Below are 19,432 nucleotides of genomic sequence, written 5' to 3'. Positions count from 1 at the left end.
CCGTTTGCTGAAGCAGGGCTCCGGTTATTGTCGTCGATTGGTCTTTGATCGGCCGGTGATTCGCCGTGTCGCGAATCGCGTGATCGACGCATCCGCCATCACCGCGGATTGTCCGCTTTCGACGCCGGTAAAGCCTGGCCGTTGTTGTCAGTATTCGCTGTCGACGTGGTTTTACCGGATTCATCCCAATTCGCTGTCGTTTCGCCTGTCGCGTTGCTGCGCGAGGGCGGCGCGCGCGCGAAGCCGGACCGCGCGGCGGGCGGGGAGATCGCCGGCCGATGGTCTGGCGTGTTGATGCCGGACGCGGGCCGTTTCGACGGCGGCGTCCGCCGGGCGGGGCAGGTCGGCCCCGCGCCGGATCGAATAACAGCCTGGGAGCAACGACTCCCTGCATCCGAGAGAGCAGAGGGACGTGAGTTCCGAAGCCGTCACAGAGGGGCGAAAAGCCCCCGAACCTGAGAGCGCCGCGAGGGCAACCCGCGGCAGAGAGAGCGAGGGGTACGAGCCCCCACAACCGTAAGAAGAACCCGCGAGGCCGGGCCTGCGGAAAACGAGAGCACAGCCTATGCGGGAAGAGGTGTCGAGCGTCGAGGGGCCGCTCGTGGAAGCGCCGGATCATGCCGGCCTTGCGCGAGTCCGGGTGGCCGTCGTGCCACGTCCCGCCGTCCGCCTGCCCAGGCGCCACGATCCGGCGCCGCCGCGCGCGGCCGGCCGGCAGCGGGCCGCGATTGCGCGCGTTGCGCACGATTCGCGTGTCAGCCAGCCGGCCGGGCGTTTTTTTTCGATTGCAGTATTCAGTTTTCCTATGCAACGCGCGAAGCGCCGGCGGCTTGCGGTCGAGATCGCGCGTCGTCCGGGGTATCCGGCGCATCGGGGGCGCGCACGCCGCCGTGAGGCGAGACGCGTCGGTTCGCTGGCGCCATCGGCGCGCCGTGCCGCCTTGCCGTGTCGGCCCGACGGCCGCCGCGCGCGATCCCCCGTTCCGGCCACCGCGCCCACGCCCCACACGCTTTTCATGCCGGCGCAGCCCGGCGCTTCCCTTTGCGACGACGGACCCGCGTACGCGATGCACGGCGCGCTGGCGCCCCGCATGCGGTCCGCATTCGCCAGCCGGGCGCCTCGCGCCCGCCCGCCGCGCCGCGCGCGCGATCTGCCGACGCGTCGGCACGACCAAGGAGCATGACGGATGGAGTTACACAGGAAGATCCTCGATCAGGGCGGCCAGGAATTGCTCGACCTGATCCTGACGGTCAACGTCAATTTCTACTTCTCGGAGCTGGAGATCATCGACCTCTGCGCGAAGTGGATTCCGCGCCGTGACGACCCGCGCGAGAAGTTCTACCTCGTCCACCACGCGCACGACGAGATGACGCATTCGAACCTCTTCAAGGACGGCGTGCGCCACCTGGGCCTGCAGTGGGACGACGCGCTGGTCGAGCGCTACCGGCTCAGCGATCTCGACCACCGCTTCGCCAAGCTGCTCGACAGCGACGACGAGCTCGAGGTGCTGATCGGCCTGAACGTCTACGCGGAAGGGGTGCTGGCGATGGAGTCGCTGGTCGAAATGGGCGAGACGCGGCCCGACATCTTTCCGGCGTTTCGCCAGATCGCGCGCGAGGAACTCACGCATCTCGCGTTCGGCAAGAAGGTGCTGCAGCGCGTGTTCGAGGAGAACCCGGCCGAGCGCGAGCGCGCGCAGATGCATTGCGACTGGTATCGCGACCACATTCATCCGTACTTGTGGCGCGACATCTCGGGGCTGCTCGGCACCGGGATCCGCCACGGCATCCTGCATGCCGATTACCGCGAGCGCGCGGTGGCGCGCTTCGAAAATGAAATGACGTCGCTCGGCCTGGTGGTGGACTGGCAGCGCGCGACCGGCATCGAGCTGGCGGCGTGATGGTGCCGAACGAACTGTTTTCGCGCGATTTCGAGCAGGCGCGCGCGCGCTTTCGCGAGGCGGCGGCGCAGCGCGGCGCGCGGCTCGCGCAGCGACACAACCCGGTGCCCGGGCCGGACGGCGTGACGCTGACCACCGACATCGCGTGGCTCGGGCCGGCCACCGCGCCGCGCGTGCTGACGGTGGTGTCGGGCACGCACGGCGTGGAGGGCTTCGCGGGCTCGGCGATCCAGTGCGCGTGGCTGCGGCTGCCGGAGGCGGCCGAACTGCCGGACGACACCGCGGTGATGCTGGTGCATGCGCTGAACCCGTTCGGCTTCGCCTGGCACCGGCGCGCCACCGAGCACAACGTCGACCTGAACCGCAACTTCGTCGACCGCAGCGCGGCGCTGCCCGAGAACCCCGGCTACGACGCGCTGCACGACGCGCTGCTGACGGGCGACGGCGACCCGGTGGCCCGCGCGCGGGCCGACGCCGCGCTGCGCGATTACGCCGGCCGGCACGGCATCGCCGCGTTCCGGCAGGTGCTCGCGCGCGGCCAGTACCGCCATCCCGACGGCCTGTTCTACGGCGGCGCCGAGCCGGCCTGGAGCGCGCAGCTGATCGGCGAGCTGGTGCGTGAGTATCTCGGCCATGCGTCGGACATCGCGCTCGTCGACCTGCATACCGGGCTCGGTTCCTACGGCGACGTGCAGGCGGTGTCGTTCGACCAGCCCGGCTCGGCCGCGCTGGCGCGCGCCAGCGCATGGTTCGGCCCGGCGTTCGGCGCGCCGCGCGCCGGCGAGGCGGTGTCGGTCGATCTCGACGGCACGCTCTACGATGCGTGGCGGCGCTGGCTGTTCGGCCGCTCGCTGACCTCGATCGCGCTCGAGATCGGCACGCACCCGGTACCGGACCTGATCGCCGCGCTGCGGGCCGAGGCGGTGGCGTGGCGCGACGAACCGTTCGGGCAGTCGGCCGAGGCGCTGCGTTCGCGGGCCGCGCTGCGCGCGTTCTTCGACGTGCCGCGCGAGGACTGGCGCGAAGCGGCGCTCGACGGCGGGCTGGCGGCGCTGCGCGCCGCGCTTGCCGGCGTGGCGGGCCGGGGCGTGGCGGCCGGCATGGTGTGAGGCGCGAGACCGGCGTGCGGCTCCGCGCCATGAGTGAGGAAGCGCCGGCAGACGGCAGCGATGAACCTCCGTGCGGTGGCCGCTGCTGCCGATGCCGGCGGATCGGTCCGGTTCGAGATGTGGTCCGAGGCGCGAGCAAGGGCAAGCGTGCGGCGTGGCGGCGTGTGGGTGCCGAGCGCCGCGAGCGACGAGGCCGCGCAGCGACGGCGGCGGCGGGATCCGTCCGGTTTGAGGCGCGGGGCCGGCGTCGCGAGCGCGGTGCGCGGCGTGGCGCCATGAAGTAACGAAGCGCCGGCAGACGGCAGCGGCGAAACCATGCGGCGGCTGCCGCCGGCGATCACTCCGGCACGGTGCCGTCAACCGGCGCGCCGCCCGCGTCCGAGCCCCTGACCGCCTGCATCAGCCACTCGCGGAACACGCGCGCGCTCGGATTGTCGAGCGTCTGCTCCGGATAGACGAGGTAGTAGGCGTAATCGGGCGTGAACGGCGCGTCGAACAGCACCATCAGGCGCCCGTCGGCCAGCTCCGAGGCGACGATCGACCGGCGCGCGAGCGCCACGCCATGGCAGGCGATCGCGGCCTGCAGCACGCCGTTCGAATCGATGAACACGGCGCCCTTGTCGCCGCGCACGCCGTCCACCTGATGATGCTTGAGCCACGCGAGCCATTCCTTGTGGCGCTCGTCGTGCAGCAGCGTGGTGCGCGCGAGGTCCTGGAACGACGTGAACGGCCCGAGCCGCTCGACGAGCCGCGGGCTGCAGACCGGATAGAGCGGATCGTCGAGCAGCAGCTCGGACTTGAGGCCCTGGTAGCGGCCGGCGCCGTGGCGCAGCCCGAAATCGATCTGGTCGTCGACGAACGCGGCGTAGCGGTTGGTGGTGCTGATGCGCAGGTCGACGGCCGGCGCGTACTGCGCGAGATCGGACAGGCGCGGCACCAGCCATTGCATCGCGAAGCTGTGCGCGCAGCTGACGGTGACGATGTCGGTGTGGTTCGCGTTGCTGCGCAGGCGGTCGGTCGCGCGCAGGATCAGGTCGAACACCTGCTGCAGTTCCTGCAGGTAGCGGCTGCCGAGCGGCGTGATGTCGATGCCGCGCGGCGAGCGCTGCAGCAGGCTCACGCCGAGTTCTTCCTCGAGCTTGACGATCTGCTGGCTGATCGCCGACGGCGTGACGTGGATTTCCTCCGCGGCGATCTTGATGCTGCGATGCCGCCCGACGCTGACGAAATAGCGCAGCGCACGCAACGAAGGCAGTGCGGAGTATTTGTTCGTATTCGGGCTCGACATGTTTTTCTGACTTTGCCTGAAAGTTGAGCGGTCGCGCCCGCCGCAGGCAACCCGGTCCGGACGCGGTGGGGGCCTGCCACCCGGTCCGGCGGGAACGGAGATCGGCGATGCGCGTCGGCAGGCCGTGCCTGCCCGCTCGCGCGTATCGCGCGGATGCCGCTGCATGAAGCGCGCCGACCTCTCGCATCGGCGTGCCATGACTTCATCGTCGATCCGTCGTGAATGACCGCGGCGCTCGTTCGGCGATTGCTCGACGAAGCGAAAACGCCAGCGGGATTATAAACAGCAATTGATGCGTGGGTACGTTCGCGCCCGTCGCGCCGCGTGGCCGGCGGCGCGATGCGGGGTGTGGGCCGCACGGCCGTCGCCCGTGTTTGTCAGCGCGGGTTTCGTTGCGCTTACAACCCCGCTTCCGGCCCCGCTTCCGGCGGTGCTTCCAGCGGTGCTTCCGGCCGCGATCTCCGCCATGTTCTCCGCCGCGCTGCCCGGGCTGCCGGGCGGCGCGCGCCCGGCCCGCTTCAGCTCGCCGCCGCGAGCGCCTCGACCTTCGCGAGCGCGGCGGCCACCGCCGCTCGCGCGGCGATGTCGTCGTACCAGCGCGCGACGTTCGGCGCGTCGGTCAGCTCGATGCCGGCAAAGCCGCGCCGCCACAGCCAGCCGAAATGCGCGATGTCGGCGATCGTGTAGCTGTCGCCGGCCGCGAAGCGGTGTTCGCCGAGCACGCGGTCGAGCAGCCGCAGCTGCCGCTCGGCCTCGCCGGCGAAGCGCTCGATCGCGTAGGCCGAGCCGTCGGCCGGCGCCGCGCGGCGGAAGTGGCCGGCTTGCCCGAACGCGGGGCCGAGCCCCGAGGCATGCACGAACAGCTGCTCGAAGGTGCGGGCGCGCGCCCGCGGCTCGACCGGCAGCAGCGCGCCGTGGCGCTCGGCCAGATGGACCAGGATCGCGGCCGACTCGGTCAGCACGAAGCCGCTGTCGGCCTCGGCCAGCACCGGCACCTTGCCGTTCGGGTTCAGCGCGAGGAAGGCCTCGTGCCGCTGTTCGCCGGCGCGCACGTTGACGGCGTGCAACTGGTACGGCACGCCCAGTTCCTCCAGCGCGATCGGTACTTTCACGGAGTTCGGGGTGGCAAAGGCATGGACGTGATACATCGGGAATCCTCGGGTCGGAGTGGGTGGATCGATGACGCATCGTGCCCGGCCGGCCGCGCGCCGGGAACGCCGGCGGCGGCAATAGCGCTTATTCCCGGCGGGCATCGCACGTCTGGCCGGCCCCGCTGCGGTGCCGTCATTCCCGTCGGGAATGACTGTTATCCGCGCGCCGGCCGGCGCGCCCGGGCCGCGAGCGTCGGCCGCCGCGCTAGACTTCACGCTGGCGCGCGGCAGGTGGCGCGCGCGCCGACGCGAATTCAGCCGAATTCACGCGAACTCATGCAGCCGCGCAGGCGGCGACCCGGGGAGAATTGACGCGATGGACCGAATGGCAGCCATGGAAACCTTTGTCGCGGTGGTGGACGCGGGCTCGTTCTCGGCCGCGGCGCGGCGCCTCGCGCTCGGGCAGCCGGCCGTGTCGAAATCGGTCGCGCAGCTCGAGGAGCATCTCGGCGCGCGGCTGCTGCTGCGCTCCACGCGTGGCCTCACGCCCACCGACGCCGGCCTGCGCTTCTACGAACATGCGCGGCTGTCGATCGAGGAGGCGGACCAGGCCGAGCAGGCCGTGCGCGAATCGTCGACCGGGCTGTCGGGCCGGCTGCGGATCGGCGCGGCCGTCACCTTCACGCGGCTGCACGTGCTGCCGGCGCTGAAGACCTTCGCCGATCGCCATCCCGACCTGCACCTCGACATCATCCTCGACGATCGTTCGATCGACCTGCTCGAGGAGGGCGTGGACGTGGCGCTGCGCATGGGCGCGCTCAACGATTCGTCGATGACGGCACGGCGCATCGCGAGCAGCCGGCGGCTCGTGGTGGCCACGCCGCAATACCTGGCCGAGGCGGGCACGCCGGCCACGCCGGCCGAACTGAGCCGCCACCAGGCGATCATCTATTCGCAGCGCGGCGGCGGCGAAACCTGGGCGTTCCGCCGCGACGGCACCGAGGTGGCGGTGGCCGTCTCGGGCCGGGTGCGGATGAGCGCGGCCGAGGGCATGCGTACCGCGGTGCTCGGCCATATGGGGCTGGCAGTGGCCTCCGAATGGATGTTCCAGCCCGAACTCGCGAACGGCAGCGTGCGCGCGGTGCTGACCGACTGGGTGCTGCCCGACGTGGACCTGTGGGCCGTGTTTCCGGCCGGGCGGATGGTCACCTCGAAGGCGCGCGCGTTCGTCGATTTCGTCGCCGAACTGCTGGGCGGCAGCGGCGACGAGAAGGCCGAGAGCGCCGCGCCGCCCGCCTGAGGTCAGAACGCGCGCTTGCCGATCGACGCGCCGCCGTCCACGAACAGCGTCTGGCCGGTGATGAACCCGGCATCTTCCGAAAGCAGGAACGCGATCGCGGCCGCGATCTCGTCGGGCCGGCCGAAGCGGCCCATCGGCACGGCCGACAGGTAGCGGCGCTCGCCCTCGCTGCCCGGCCCGTTGTTGGCGCGGAACAGCTCGGTTTCGGTCGGCCCCGGCGCCACCGCGTTGACGGTGATGCCGGTCTCGGCCAGTTCCAGCGCCCACGAGCGCGCGAAGCTGACCAGCGCGGCCTTCGCGGCGGCGTAGGCGGTGCGCTCGGCGATGCCGAGGATGGTCAGGCTCGACACGTTCACCACGCGGCCCCAGCCGCGCGCGCGCATGCCCGGCAGCAGCGCCTGCACCGTCTGCACGGCCGGATGCAGGTTCACCGAGAATACTTCGTCGAGCGTGTCGAGATCGATCCCGCCGAGCTTCTGCGGCTTCACCAGGCCGACGTTGTTGACCACGCCGTCGAATTCGTGGCGCGCGAGCAGGGCGGCGAGCGCCGCGTCGGTGGCCGCCCGGTCGGCCAGGTCGACCGTGACCAGTTCACCGGGGAACTCGGCCGGGCCGCGCGCGAGGCCGACCACGCGATGGCCGGCGCGCGCGAGCCGTTCGCTGAGCGCGAGGCCGATGCCCTTCGAGGCGCCGGTGACGAGAAAGGTACGTTGCTTCATCGGAATGCTCCATGGACGATGCGCCGGCGCCGCATGACGCGGGCCGGCGCGGAGTGCGGCGCGGCGTTCAGCGCGTCGCGCGGGCGCGTTCGAGCACGGGGAACAGGTCGTCCGGCTCGGGGCGATGCGTGTAGTCGGGATTGACCTCGGAGTAAAGCACGATTCCGTCGCGACCGATCACGTAGCGTGCCGGCATCGGCAGCGTCCACGACGGATCGTCGTTGGCCACCGGCAGGTCGTTCTTCAGCTGCTTGTAGAGGTCGACCAGATAGTCGGGCAGCGCGAAGCGCAGGCCGAACGCGGCGGCCGTCTCGCCGTGGGCATCGCTGAGCACCGGGAAGTCGAGCCGGTTCTCGCGCACCGACTTGCGGCTGTTGACGGGCGTTTGCGGCGAGATCGCCACCAGGTTCGCGCCGTATTCGCGCAGCCGCGGCAGCACCGCGTTCAGCGCCTGCAGCTCGATGTTGCAATACGGGCACCAGACGCCGCGATAGAACGTGACGACCAGCGGCCCCTGGGCGAGCAGGTCGGCCGAGGCCACGTCCTGGCCGTTCTGGTCGCGCAGCGTGAATTGCGGGGCGCGCTCGCCGGCCTTGATCGCGCGGCCGGCCTGGCCGCCCGCGATCAGCTCGGCGGTGGCGCGCTCCATGATCGGGTGGATTTCCGGCGGCGCGTGGTAGGGCGGCTTGCCGCCGCGAAAGTCGGCCTTGAAGGCGTCGAGTTGCTGTTGCAGGGACATGGTCGTCTCCATCGGGGAGGTCGTGTCGCGCCGGCCGCGAAGCGTGCGGGAAGGCGGCGCGTCAGGTGTCAGGTGTGTCGGATGTCGTGCCGCGTGTGGACTTCAGGCCGTGGCAGTGCCGGGCTTGGTCCACTCGTTGCCCTTCATGAACGCGTCGTATTCGGTATGCACGACGTGGTTCGTGTAGTTGCTCATCACCTTGGTGGCGACGCCGAGGATCACTTCCAGCACGTTGCGGCGCGTGTAGCCGGCCGCGAGGAACGCGTCGATCTCGGCGTCCGGCACGAAGCCGCGCTCGCGCACCACGATCGTGGTCAGGCGGTGCAGCGCCTCGAGCTTCGGGTCGGGCAGCGCGGTGCCGGCGCGCAGCGCGGCGACGGTGGCCGCGTCCATGCCGATCATCTTCGCCAGCGTGCTGTGGCCGGCCATGCAGTAGTGGCAGTCGTTCTCGAAGTTCGAGGTCAGGTAGACCACCTGCTGCTCGTGCGCGCTCAGCGTGCTCTTGCCGAACAGGTCCCAGAGGGCCGAGTAGCCTGCCAGCAGTTCGGGCGATTCGGCCATGTGCGACTGCAGGTTCGGCACGAAGCCGAAGGCCTTTTTCGCGCCTTCGAGCGAGGCCTTCGAGTCGGCCGGGGCGGTGTCGATCGTGTGGGAGGGGAACTGGCTCATCGTGTTGCTCCTGTTGTGGTTGGGTCGATGAGCGAATCTTGACGGCAGGGCGGTCGGCGAAGAAGGCGGGGGGCGGCGATAACAGTCATTCCTGGCGGGCATGCGGGGGGCGGCGCAGGCGCTGGCATCGCACGTGGACCTCAAGCGCGTGTCGCTTCAAACGAAGCCGTGCGGGCTTCACTGGATGCGCTTGAACGCGTGCTCAGGAAAGCGCATCGAGTAGTCCATACCACGCCACGCCAGCGCTGATGTAAAACCGCTGCAGGGCATGGAGCGGAACGGGCTCGATCGACGTTGGCGGAAGCGGCAACCCGCGTGTCGTCCCGGCGATCAAAGCGGCCAGATGCTTGCCCAAGGTCGTCGCCATCGCAATGCCGCGTCCGTTGTAACCGAGCGCGATCGTCATGCCTTCCGCCGGCAGATGAACATGCGGCAGGAAATTGCGCGTAATGGCGATGCGGCCGGCCCACCGGTATTCGTATCCGATGTCCTTCAGTTGTGGAAACATCAACTGCGCCGCGCGCTCCAGATGGGCCCAGTCCGCCGCATGGCGGGGCTCGCGAAACGGTCCGCGTCCACCCATCAGCAGACGCCCATGCGCGTCCTTGCGGAAATAAAGCAGCAGGCGCCGCGAATCGGAAGCCACCTCGCCGCCTGGCAGGATCGTGGCGCCGACATCGTCGGGCAGTGGTTTGGTTACGACGATGAAGCTATTCGCCGCGATCACCGATTGGGCGAGGCGTGGCCACAGCCCGTCGGTATAGCCGTTGGTGGCCAGCAGAATCTGCTTTGCATCGATGAGCGGCCCCCGTGCCGTGCGAATCCGCCAGCCTGCCGGACCGCGCTCGATGCTCGCGGCGCGGGTTCCACCATGGATCGCCGTGCCTGCCTGTTGCGCCGCCCGCGCGAGGCCGCGCGCGAAGCTCAACGGATGCACGCTACCCGCACGCAGGTCAACCCAGCCGCCGACGAATGCGCCCGTCCCGAGCCGCCTCGATATCTGCGCACGGTCGAGCAGTTCGACCGGAGCACCGCGCAATTCCCACTGCCGCGCCCGGGCGTGCAGCGTGCCGAGCAGCTTGCTCGAATGAGTCGGCTGAATCCAGCCGGCGCGCGTCGCATTGCACTGAATACCGTGACGCTCGATCAGGTCGAACACCGTATCCGCGGCGCCGCCCGCCATCTGCACGAGCGCGGCTCCATCTCGTTGGCCATAGCGCCGCATGAGTTCGTCGGGATCGTATTTCAGGCCGGGGATCACCTGGCCGCCGTTGCGGCCGGACGCGCCCCATCCGGGTTCGTTGGCGTCGATCACGCAGACGCGTAAACCCTGTTCCGCCAGATGCAAGGCTGTCGACAAACCCGTGTATCCCGCGCCCACGATCGCCACGTCCACCGTGACCGAAGCATCGAGCGGCGGTGTAGCGACGGAGGGTTCCGCCGTTGCCGCCCACAGCGAAGGGGGCAACGGGTTTGCAACTTCGACCAGGCTCATAGTGGTATTCAAATCCGGGATGCACCGGTAAGCGCAGGCATCTTGCCGAGAAACTCGCGGGTGCGAGGATTGCGTGGACGTTCGAACAGGTCGGCGGCCGGCCCTTCCTCATGGATCGTACCGTCGTGAAGAAAGCACACGCGGTTTGCCACTTCGCGCGCAAACGCCATTTCGTGCGTGACGACGATCATCGTCATGCCGTCGCTGGCAAGTTGGCGCATCACGCCGAGCACTTCACCGACCAGCTCCGGGTCGAGCGCCGAGGTGGGTTCGTCGAAGAGAATCGCCTTGGGCTCCATGGCCAGCGCTCGCGCGATCGCCACGCGCTGCTGCTGTCCGCCCGACAGTTCCGCCGGATGCGCGTTCATACGATGCGCAAGCCCGACCTTGTCGAGCAGATGACGCGCTCGCTCGCGTGCCTGAGCGCGTGCGTGCTTCTTCACGAACACGGGACCCTCGAACACGTTTTCCAGTGCCGTGCGATGCGGAAACAGATTGAAACGCTGGAACACCATGCCGACCTGCGCACGCAGTTCGTGGATCTGCTTCGATTTTGCGTCGACGGTGCGACCCTCGACGGTAATCTCTCCGGCGTCATGCCGTTCCAGCCCGTTGATACAGCGTAACAGCGTGGATTTGCCCGAGCCCGACGGACCGATCAGACATACCACCTGGCCGCGTTCCACGTTCAGACTGACGCCCTTCAGCACGTGCTGATCGTGAAATCGCTTGTGAATCGAGTCGACCTTGATCATCGTTTTCCTTTCAGTCCCAGGCGGCGTTCGAGCCGCCGCAGTCCATAGACGAGCGGCAGGCTGAGTCCGAGATAAAGCAGCGCGACCAGCGTGAAAACCGTCATGTTCTGAAACGTCGAAGATGCGATGAGCTGCCCGGCACGCGTCATTTCGGCAACCGTGATGGTCGAGGCGAGCGACGAATCCTTGAGCATCATCACGAGCGTGTTGCCGTACGGCGGCAACGCGATCCGGAACGCTTGCGGCAACACCACGCGCCGCATGATCATCGCGCCGCGCATGCCGATGGACTGCGCCGCTTCGATCTGCCCGTGATCGATCGCCTGAATGCCCGCGCGGAAGTTCTCGGCCTGATAGACCGAGTACGCGATGCCGAGGCCGATAAACCCGGCCTGGAAGGCGGATAACTGCACGCCGAGATCGGGCAGCACAAAGTAGATGTAGAAGAGCTGGACGATGATCGGCAGTCCGCGAATCACGTTGATGAAAGTAGCGGCCGCGTTCGACGCGACGCGGTTCTCGGACACGCGCATCAGCGCGAGCAGCAACCCGAGCACGGTGCTCAGCACGAACGAGCAGAAAGTGATCTCGATCGTGACGACCGCACCTTTCAGCAGGATCGGCAGGAATTCAACGGCGTTCTGGAAGAACATGGCGGGCTGTCCTCATTCTGGAAACGGCGTCATTCCACCTGCCACTTCTTGACGATCTGCGTGAGCGTGCCGTCGGCCTTGATCTTCCTGATGCCGGCATTCAACTGCTCCAGCATGGCCGTGTCGCCCTTGCGCACGACGAAGCACAACTGGCCTTTCACCGAAGGCTGATATCCGCTGACGAGACGCAGTTGCGGATTCGGATTGTGCTGAAGCTGGTACGCAATGATCGGATGATCACCGAAACCTGCCTTGATACGGCCCAATGCGACGTCGCGCATGATGTCGGCGACCGAATCGTAGGTGCGCACTTCCTTGAAGATGCCCTTCTTGTTCAAGGCGTCGACGAACGCGGTGCCGACCTGCGCGCCGACGATCTCGCCCTTGAGATCGTCCATGGACCTGTACTGACCTTTGTCGTCGGCGCGAACGATCAGGCCTTCGCCATACGAATAGACCGTATCGGAGAAATCGACGACCTGTTGGCGCGCCGGCGTCTTCAGCATGGCGGCTGAAATGATGTCGATCTTTTTGGTGGTCAGCGAGGGAATCAGCGACGAGAACGTGGTCTGCTCGATCTTCACGTCGAAGCCCGCCGCCTTGCCCGTTGCCGTGATCGCATCGACCAGCAGCCCCTGGATCGAATTGCTCTTCACATCGAGAAAGGTGAACGGCACGCCGGTGGCCGTCGAGCCGACCTCGTAGGTGGTGGCGGCAGCCGCCCAGGCCGGCGCGCCGGCGAGCAGCAATCCTGTTGCAAAGACACTGGCGAAGCGTTTGGCGAACTGGAACATGAGTCTCTCCACGGAGTTGGCGGGGGCCGACAGGGGTATCGACTACCATCGATATAGCTATGGTATTCGAATCAAAATTATCGATTAACGAAAATTGCGTATCGATATTCGATATGGTAATGTCGATACCACGCCTAACCAATGGGTAAGCCATGACACGCAAGACCCCCGACGCGCCGCCGGAAGCCTCTCCGGGATCGGACGAGACGCCGGATGCGCTGTTCAATCAGTCGCTGGAGAAGGGAATCGCGGTGCTACGCGCGTTCAGCGCGCAGCGCCGGTCGATGACGCTGCCCGAAGTCGCGGAGGCGACGTCGATTACCAAAAGCTCCGCGCAGCGCATGATCTACACGCTGGAGAAGCTCGGCTACGTGAAAAAGCATCCGCGCACGAAGCGGTATCAGCTCGCGCCGCGCGTCATGCAAATCGGTTTCAACTATCTTGCCGCCGACACGCTGATCGACGTCGCCAACCCGTTTCTGTCCGAACTCACCAATGTCACCGGGGAGACCACCAATCTGACCGAGCCGGACGGCGTCGACATGGTCTACGTTGCACGCTTCGTCTGTACGAAGTTCGTGCCGATCCATATGCCGATAGGCAGCCGCATTCCGATGTACTGCACGGCGTCGGGGCGGGCGTATCTCGCGGCGCTGCCGGACGACGAGGCACGCGCGCTGCTGGTGGCCAGCGATCGCGTGACGCATACGCAGTACACGGTCACGGATCTCGCGGAGATCGGGACGCGTCTTGCGCTTGGGCGGCGCAATGGCTATGCGTCGAATCGCGAGGAACTTTTTATCGGCGATATGACGATCGCGGCGCCTGTGCTCGACGGGGAGCGTCGACCGGTCGGTGCGGTTCATGTCGTCGCGCCGACGAGCCGTTGGACGCCGGCGGAAGCGGAGGCGCGCCTTGCGCCCTCCGTGATCGATTGCGCACGGGGTATCAGTAGCTCAATCCGAACCCTTGCCTGAGGGCAGGCAATTTTTTCCCGATCCGATTGCCGCCCACGTGGCTTCTGCAGGGTGAGACGAGGCCGGTGTCTTCAGGCCGACCCGGTATTGCCGATGCCGTCGAAGAAGAGGTCGACCAGGTGGGCGACACGCGATTCCGTTGCGCCACCTTGCTCGACGGCGAGGGCGATCGCCGTGACCACGCACACCAGATCGTCGATGGAGACGTCGGTGCGAACCACCCCGGCCGTCTGGGCACGCTGGAGCAGTCGGCATCCTTCTTCACGCCCGGCGTGGCAGCCAGGGGTCCCTTCCTGAAGCACCGTTCCGAGCAACGCCGCCAGTCCGCGATAGTGGCTTGCGTGGTTCACGAGTTCCTTGACGAAGGCGCGTATGGATGCGCCCGGCCCCAGCTTGCCGTCGCGTGCGCGGCTTGCCTTGGCGAGCGCCAGGAGGCGCTCGTCGCTCGTCGCGGCGAGGAGCGCGTCGCGCGTCGGGAAACGGCGATAGAGCGTGCCGATACCGACGTTGGCGCGCTTCGCAATGTCGTCGAGCGACGCCTCGATGCCGCGTTCGATGAACAGCGCCTCCGCCGCTTCGAGAATGCGTTCCCGGTTGCGGAGTGCGTCGGCTCGCAGCGGCGCTTCGTCAATGGTGGAATGCCTGGCCTTCATCGTCGCTCTGATTTCCCTTGATAAGTGGATGATGCCTCCATATACTAAGTGGAGCAATCCTCCACTTAAACAGGGGCATGTATGACGAAACGGTTCGAGAACAAGGTCGTTGCAATCACCGGTGGCAGCGAGGGCATTGGCCTTGCCAGCGCCAGGCTTTTCGCGGAAGAAGGTGCCACGGTCTACATCACGGGCCGCAGGCAAAATCGCCTGGACGAGGCGGTGGAAGCAATCGGAAACGGTGCCGTCGGCGTTCAGGGGGACGCGAGCAATCTCGCCGATCTCGATCGACTCTACGGTCGTATCGAGCACGACCACGGCAAGCTTGACGTGGTTTTTGCCAATGCGGGCGTTGCCGACATCGAGCCACGTCCTCTGGGCACCATCGACGAGGCAGGCTTCGACCAACTTTTCGGCCTCAATGTGCGCGGTTTGCTTTTCACGGTGCAAAAGGCCTTGCCGCTGCTCTCGTCGGGCAGCGTCGTGGTCCTGAATGGATCGGTGGCCGGCAGCAAGGGCTTTCCTGGCCAGTCGCTTTACAACGCCAGCAAGGCGGCGGTGCGGTCATTCGCGCGAAGCTGGACGACCGACCTGCGAGAGCGCGGCATCCGCGTGAACGTGGTTTCACCAAGCGGGACCGAGACACGCCCGATGCGGAACTACCTCGACGCGCGACCGGGAGTCGAAGACATGCTGAAGCAACTCGTCCCGCTGGGGCGCTTGGGACAGCCGGACGAGATCGCGCGCGCCGTGCTCTTCCTCGCGTCGAGCGAGAGCAGCTATATCGCAGGCGTCGAACTCTACGTTGACGGTGGCTCGCTCGCCGTTTAAGCCGTCAATCTCACTGTTTTCGCGTTGCGGACACGCGTATCGCGAAGAGGGCTGCCGGCCCCCGGCCGGCCGCGGCCCTCCGACGTCCGGCCGGCAACTTCCGACCCTGAAGCCGCCCTTCGACCCGACCCGTCTGGCCGATCGCAAGATACAACGGCCGTTCGTCGAGTCGCGATGAACGGAGGCCAGTTCGAGGAAAGGCGACCGTTTGGCGAACGGACCCTGGCGAGCTCGCGGTTTGCGATGCGCTTCAGGTGCTGCCCTGAAGCGCCAGGCCTCGGGCTTCGTCGAGAAGCCATGTCGCAAATGCCTGCAGTGGCCCCGCACTCAATTCGATCGGCTCGGGAAGAACGAGACTGAAGTTTTTGGCGACCCCCTTACCCACCGGCCAGGGCGCAACCAGACGGCCTTGTTCAAGCTCTGTCCCGATGTAAAGGCGCGGCACCAATGCCACGCCCAAGCCGGCGAGCGCCGCCTCGATCAGCATGGAGTGGAGATCGTAACGAGCACCGATCGCGGAGTTGGTCAGCACGATGCCGGACGCTTGGGCATAAAGCTGCCAGGCGTCCGGATTTTGCCGCCTGTGAAGGCGTGGCAGTTCATCCAGCGGCGTGTTCGCGCCGGCTTCCTCGAGCAGTGCCGGACTGCAGACGGGCACCAGCACCTCCTCGAGCAGGTGATGCAAATGCATACCCGCCCATGCGGGATGCTCGAAGTGAATGGCGGCGTCGAAACCGCTACCTGCAAGAAGGAACGGGTCCATCCGTTCCGCGATATGCACGGTGATGGTCGGGTGCGTGTCCTGAAAGCGCTTCAGCCGGGGGATGAGCCAACGCGTTGCGAAGGTCGGAATGGCCGCGATATCGATGCTCGCGCCCTCGATGGGCTGGCCCATCAGATACAGGCTGTCGCGTTCCAGCCGATCGAGACTCTCGCGAACCTGCACCGCGTATCGCGTGCCGTTCGGTGCAAGCCGCACGCGATTTCCGGCTCGCTCGAATAGCGCGACACCCAGAAACGACTCCAGCCGGGCAATCTGACGACTGATCGCGCCCTCGGTGAGCGCCAATTCCTCGGCGGCGCGGGCGAAGCTTCCGTGTCGCGCCGCGGCCTCGAAGGCCAGGAGCGCCGAGTTGCTTGGGATCTTGCGTCGCATTGGAATCTGGCGGAGGTGTTGGATGGACGTCAGCTTGAGTAAAAGTCACTGAAGGCTGATTTTGTTTCGTTTTTCATGGGGAAAGCATCGGACTAGCATTACTTTACCGCAATGAAAGTGGCGCCTGCAGCGAGATGCGCATCCGCCACCAAGGACAATCCGATGATCTACACCGTGGAATGCAGCTTCGCCGATCCCACCTGCGAGGCCGAATGGAACCACTTCTATAGTCTCGAAAAGCTGCCGGCTCTTGTCTCGGTGAGCGGCTTTCACACGTCGCAGCGCTTCAAGGCGACAAGCGATGGCTGCCCTGCCTACCTGGCCGTCCACACGATCGACAGTCTCGACGTGCTGACGGGAGACGAATATCGCCGCAAGGGCGGCGGTAATTTCGCAAGGTGGCAGCAACACATCACCGATTGGCATCGAAATCTCTACAGCGATATTGGCGTGGCGCCCGCGGTCAACGCCGACGAGCTGCTCGCGCTGTGCGCAAGCGGCGCCGATTCGCTGATCCGAATGGGCCTCGACCTGTTGGCCATGCAGGCCGTTGCGCTGGAGAAGTTTCCGGAACGTCGTTGGCTCGCAAAACTGCCTCTGAGCGACGCCCGTCGTTTCGAGGGCATCGAGGGCGTTCACCTTTACGCGCCGATGACGCAACAACTGACCAGCGCGCGAACGGCTTCGACCGCGCAGGAAAGATAATCGGCGATGCCAAACGTCACGTTCTACATTCACGCGGGGAAAATGCCGTCCGACGCACGGCTTGCCGACCTGTCCGACGACTGTGTCCGACTCTGCACCAACGTACTCGAAGCAGAACTCAAAAACGTTCACGTCGTCTATGTGGACGTTCGTCATGGGCACGGACATCCCGTTTTCGTGGAAGTCCAATATCGCCTCGAGATGTTTCGCACGCCGGCAGTCATGAACCGGTTCATGGAAGCGCTCGAGAGCGCCATCGTTTGCCGCACGGGTTTCATGGCGCGCATCCGTTGCTTCGGCTACATCGCGTCGACCATTCACGCCCGAAATTAATTGGCCTGGACAAGCATGGTGCCTACCCTTACGTTTCCGAGTCGACAAGTCGGCGACTTCACGATTACCGCCATCAGCGATGGCTATCTCACGGCCAGCCTCGACTACCTTTCGAATATCGACGTCGCGGAGGCCGCCAGAATGCAGGGCGACGCGGGGCAGAAGGAGCCCGCCGCCGTACATATCAACTGCTACGTGGTGCGCGGAGCGGGCCGCACCGTGCTTATCGACAGTGGCGCCGGTGGGATCAGGCAATGGGGCGGTCGCCTGAAGCCCAATTTATTGCTTGCCGGAATCGAACCGTCGACGATCGACACCGTGCTGCTCACACATGCCCATCCTGACCACGTCGGGGGGCTGCTGGATGCCGCCGGAGAGACGGCCTTTCCGGACGCGCAGCTTGTCGTTCACGAGCGAGAGCTGACGTTCTGGCAGGACGACGGGAATCTGGCGCGAGCCAGCGAGCGGGCGCGCGGAAACTTCCTTGTCGCGCGCCGGGTGTTCGACCGCTACAGCGATACGCTCCGTACTTTCGACGACGGGGACGTGCTTCCCGGTATCCGGGCGATGTCACTTCCGGGGCACACCACCGGGCACACCGGCTATCTTCTCGAATCCGGCGATACGGGGCTGCTGGTTTGGGCAGATGTGGTTCACTTTCCTCATATTCAAATCGAGCGGCCGGATGTATCGATTGCGTTCGATCAGGACGCATCTCTGGCCGCGGCCACACGATCCCGGCTGTTGGACCAGGTGAGTTCCGAGCGGCTCTTGATCGCCGGCATGCATTTGGGCGAAGCCGGTTTCGCGCGGATAACGCGAACGAGGGGGAAATACGGTCTGCTTTACGAGGCCGAAGCGTGAGCCCTGGCGGCCGCTGACTGCGAGGCGCTTGCCGTAGACGTCCGGCCGTCGCTTCCGGCCGTCGCTTCCGGCCGACTACGGCCAATCCGCCGGCAGTCTCCCCGGCAATCCACGAAGACCCAAAAAAACGGCGGCACGCGATGTGCCGCCGTTACCGCGAGCCCGCCCGCCACCGGCCCGAACTCGCGATTCCGTGCAGGGGACCGGTTGGTCCCCGTGCTCGTTACGCCGCGTCGCCGGTGGCCGGCGCGTAGCGCTCCAGCCAGTGCGCATACGGCGCCGGCAGCACCCACGACGGGCGCTCGATGCCGAGCTTCTTGCCCGCGTGGTACGGCCAGTGCGGATTGGCCAGATGCGCGCGGCCCACCATCACCAGGTCGAGCTGGCCGTCGGCCACCGTGCGGTCGGCGATGGCCGGGTCGTCGATGCCCCATGCCGAGGCCACCGGCAGCCCCGTCTCCTGCTTCACGCGCGCGGCGATCGGCGCGAGGAACGCCGGCCCCCACGGGATGTTCGCGGTCGGCGTCGAGAAGCCGACGCTGACGCTGAGCAGGTCCAGGCCGCCGCGCTTGAAGTCGCCGGCCAGGTTGATCGAGGCGTCGAGCGTGGCCGCGTCGTTGCCGTCGTATTCGATCACGCCGAAACGTGCCGTCAGCGGCAGGCGCTCCGGCCACACGTCGCGCACCGCCGCGAGCGTCTCGTTCAGGAAGCGGCCGCGCCTGGCCCAGCTGCCGCCGTATTCGTCGTCGCGCTGGTTCGCGTGCGGCGAGAAGAAGCTCTGCGCCAGATAGCCGTGCGCGAAGTGCAGTTCGAGCCATTCGAAGCCGGCCGCCAGCGCGCGGCGCGCGGTGGCCGCGAAATCGGCGCGCACGCGCGCGATGTCGTCGTGCGTCATCGCGGTCGGCACCTTCGGCAGGTTCGCGCCGAACGGCACGGCCGACGGCGAGATGGTCTGCCAGCCGCCCGGCGCGTCGTTGGCGATGTGGTCGTCGCCCTCCCACGGGCGGTTCGCGCTGGCCTTGCGGCCCGCATGCGCGATCTGGATGCCGGGCACCGCGCCGGCGGCCTTGATGGCGGCGGCGATGCGCGCCATCCCCTCGATCTGCGCGTCGTCCCAGAGGCCGGTGCAGCCCGGCGTGATGCGGCCTTCCGGAGCGACGGCGGTCGCCTCGACCACCACCAGGCCGGCACCGCCGCGCGCGAGGCTCGTGTAGTGCGCGAGATGCCAGTCGTTGACGAAGCCGTCGACGGCGCTGTACTGGCACATCGGCGGCACCGCGATGCGGTTGCGCAGCTTGGCGTCCTTCAGGACGAACGGGGAAAACAAAGCGGTCATGCGGTTGCCTCTCGGTCGGAAGCGGGGCGCGCGGCGGCCGGAGCCGGCGGCGCGCGCCCCGCGGG

Annotated in this window: 20 protein-coding genes; 8 read left to right on the top strand and 12 right to left on the bottom strand. The window is 67.0% G+C overall.

Features of this window, described 5'->3' with window-relative positions; translation table 11 throughout:
• Positions 1-1,186: 1,186 nt before the first annotated feature.
• Positions 1,187-1,900, top strand: coding sequence for a hypothetical protein (locus tag bpln_RS30650; RefSeq protein WP_055140910.1), 714 nt, complete (start codon positions 1,187-1,189; stop codon positions 1,898-1,900).
• Positions 1,900-3,009 carry a DUF2817 domain-containing protein gene (locus bpln_RS30645; RefSeq protein WP_244131984.1) on the top strand — a complete coding sequence of 370 codons (1,110 nt, stop codon included), beginning with the start codon at positions 1,900-1,902 and terminating at the stop codon, positions 3,007-3,009. The genes bpln_RS30650 and bpln_RS30645 overlap by 1 nt, the downstream gene beginning before the upstream one ends.
• Positions 3,010-3,346: 337 nt before the next feature.
• Here the strand turns inward: bpln_RS30645 and gcvA are convergent, their stop codons facing one another.
• Both gcvA and bpln_RS30635 read right to left on the bottom strand, forming a co-directional pair.
• Positions 3,347-4,297, bottom strand: coding sequence for a transcriptional regulator GcvA (gcvA, locus tag bpln_RS30640; protein ID WP_055140909.1), 951 nt, complete (start codon positions 4,295-4,297; stop codon positions 3,347-3,349).
• Positions 4,298-4,815: 518 nt separating this feature from the next.
• Positions 4,816-5,445 carry a glutathione S-transferase family protein gene (locus bpln_RS30635; RefSeq protein ID WP_055140908.1) on the bottom strand — a complete coding sequence of 210 codons (630 nt, stop codon included), beginning with the start codon at positions 5,443-5,445 and terminating at the stop codon, positions 4,816-4,818.
• 319 nt (positions 5,446-5,764) lie between these two features.
• Between bpln_RS30635 and bpln_RS30630 the strand changes: the two genes are divergently transcribed.
• Positions 5,765-6,688: a LysR family transcriptional regulator gene (locus bpln_RS30630; RefSeq protein WP_042628851.1), complete on the top strand. Its 924-nt coding sequence runs from the start codon at positions 5,765-5,767 to the stop codon at positions 6,686-6,688.
• 2 nt (positions 6,689-6,690) lie between these two features.
• Here bpln_RS30630 and bpln_RS30625 read toward each other — a convergent pair whose 3' ends face one another.
• The 7 genes from bpln_RS30625 to bpln_RS30595 all read right to left on the bottom strand — a co-directional run bounded on the left by bpln_RS30625 (position 6,691) and on the right by bpln_RS30595 (position 12,512).
• On the bottom strand, positions 6,691-7,407 hold the full coding sequence (locus tag bpln_RS30625; protein ID WP_055140907.1) for an SDR family oxidoreductase: 717 nt from the start codon (positions 7,405-7,407) through the stop codon (positions 6,691-6,693).
• 67 nt (positions 7,408-7,474) lie between these two features.
• Positions 7,475-8,146, bottom strand: a complete 672-nt coding sequence (locus tag bpln_RS30620) for a peroxiredoxin-like family protein (protein ID WP_055141283.1) — start codon at positions 8,144-8,146, stop codon at positions 7,475-7,477.
• Positions 8,147-8,248: 102 nt separating this feature from the next.
• Positions 8,249-8,815 carry a carboxymuconolactone decarboxylase family protein gene (locus tag bpln_RS30615; RefSeq protein ID WP_042628849.1) on the bottom strand — a complete coding sequence of 189 codons (567 nt, stop codon included), beginning with the start codon at positions 8,813-8,815 and terminating at the stop codon, positions 8,249-8,251.
• A 202-nt stretch (positions 8,816-9,017) separates the two neighbouring features.
• The gene (locus tag bpln_RS30610) at positions 9,018-10,310 is read right to left on the bottom strand and encodes an NAD(P)/FAD-dependent oxidoreductase (RefSeq protein WP_055140906.1); all 1,293 of its coding nucleotides are present in this window, start codon (positions 10,308-10,310) and stop codon (positions 9,018-9,020) included.
• Between the two features lie 8 nt (positions 10,311-10,318).
• Positions 10,319-11,065, bottom strand: a complete 747-nt coding sequence (locus bpln_RS30605; RefSeq protein ID WP_042628847.1) for an amino acid ABC transporter ATP-binding protein — start codon at positions 11,063-11,065, stop codon at positions 10,319-10,321.
• A complete protein-coding gene (locus bpln_RS30600) occupies positions 11,062-11,718 on the bottom strand; it encodes an amino acid ABC transporter permease (protein WP_042628846.1) in 657 nt (218 codons plus the stop codon). Before bpln_RS30600 ends, bpln_RS30605 begins: the two co-directional genes overlap by 4 nt.
• 29 nt (positions 11,719-11,747) lie before the next feature.
• Positions 11,748-12,512, bottom strand: coding sequence for a substrate-binding periplasmic protein (locus bpln_RS30595; RefSeq protein WP_042628845.1), 765 nt, complete (start codon positions 12,510-12,512; stop codon positions 11,748-11,750).
• 152 nt (positions 12,513-12,664) lie between these two features.
• Here bpln_RS30595 and bpln_RS30590 point away from each other — a divergent pair, with 152 nt between their 5' ends.
• On the top strand, positions 12,665-13,489 hold the full coding sequence (locus tag bpln_RS30590; protein ID WP_042628844.1) for an IclR family transcriptional regulator: 825 nt from the start codon (positions 12,665-12,667) through the stop codon (positions 13,487-13,489).
• Between the two features lie 71 nt (positions 13,490-13,560).
• Here bpln_RS30590 and bpln_RS30585 read toward each other — a convergent pair whose 3' ends face one another.
• Positions 13,561-14,142: a TetR/AcrR family transcriptional regulator gene (locus tag bpln_RS30585; protein ID WP_055140905.1), complete on the bottom strand. Its 582-nt coding sequence runs from the start codon at positions 14,140-14,142 to the stop codon at positions 13,561-13,563.
• An 81-nt stretch (positions 14,143-14,223) separates the two neighbouring features.
• On the opposite strand from bpln_RS30585, the gene bpln_RS30580 reads away from it, so the two are divergent.
• Positions 14,224-14,973: an SDR family oxidoreductase gene (locus bpln_RS30580; protein ID WP_055140904.1), complete on the top strand. Its 750-nt coding sequence runs from the start codon at positions 14,224-14,226 to the stop codon at positions 14,971-14,973.
• A 250-nt stretch (positions 14,974-15,223) separates the two neighbouring features.
• Here the strand turns inward: bpln_RS30580 and bpln_RS30575 are convergent, their stop codons facing one another.
• Positions 15,224-16,129: a LysR substrate-binding domain-containing protein gene (locus bpln_RS30575; protein ID WP_055140903.1), complete on the bottom strand. Its 906-nt coding sequence runs from the start codon at positions 16,127-16,129 to the stop codon at positions 15,224-15,226.
• Positions 16,130-16,291: 162 nt separating this feature from the next.
• On the opposite strand from bpln_RS30575, the gene bpln_RS30570 reads away from it, so the two are divergent.
• The 3 genes from bpln_RS30570 to bpln_RS30560 are packed head-to-tail and all read left to right on the top strand — an operon-like array spanning position 16,292 to position 18,031.
• On the top strand, positions 16,292-16,834 hold the full coding sequence (locus tag bpln_RS30570; protein WP_042628840.1) for a hypothetical protein: 543 nt from the start codon (positions 16,292-16,294) through the stop codon (positions 16,832-16,834).
• Between the two features lie 6 nt (positions 16,835-16,840).
• Positions 16,841-17,167, top strand: coding sequence for a hypothetical protein (locus bpln_RS30565; RefSeq protein ID WP_055140902.1), 327 nt, complete (start codon positions 16,841-16,843; stop codon positions 17,165-17,167).
• Positions 17,168-17,185: 18 nt separating this feature from the next.
• Positions 17,186-18,031 carry an MBL fold metallo-hydrolase gene (locus tag bpln_RS30560; RefSeq protein ID WP_123863898.1) on the top strand — a complete coding sequence of 282 codons (846 nt, stop codon included), beginning with the start codon at positions 17,186-17,188 and terminating at the stop codon, positions 18,029-18,031.
• A gap of 223 nt (positions 18,032-18,254) precedes the next feature.
• Here bpln_RS30560 and bpln_RS30555 read toward each other — a convergent pair whose 3' ends face one another.
• Complete coding sequence (locus bpln_RS30555; protein ID WP_042628837.1) at positions 18,255-19,367, bottom strand: NADH:flavin oxidoreductase/NADH oxidase; 1,113 nt, start codon at positions 19,365-19,367, stop codon at positions 18,255-18,257.
• Between the last annotated feature and the right edge of the window lie 65 nt (positions 19,368-19,432).

Origin of the sequence: Burkholderia plantarii (assembly GCF_001411805.1) — a bacterium.
Classification (GTDB): Bacteria; Pseudomonadota; Gammaproteobacteria; order Burkholderiales; family Burkholderiaceae; genus Burkholderia; species Burkholderia plantarii.
The sequence above is the reverse complement of the archived record's forward strand: the minus strand, read 5'-3'. Positions and strand labels throughout refer to the sequence as shown.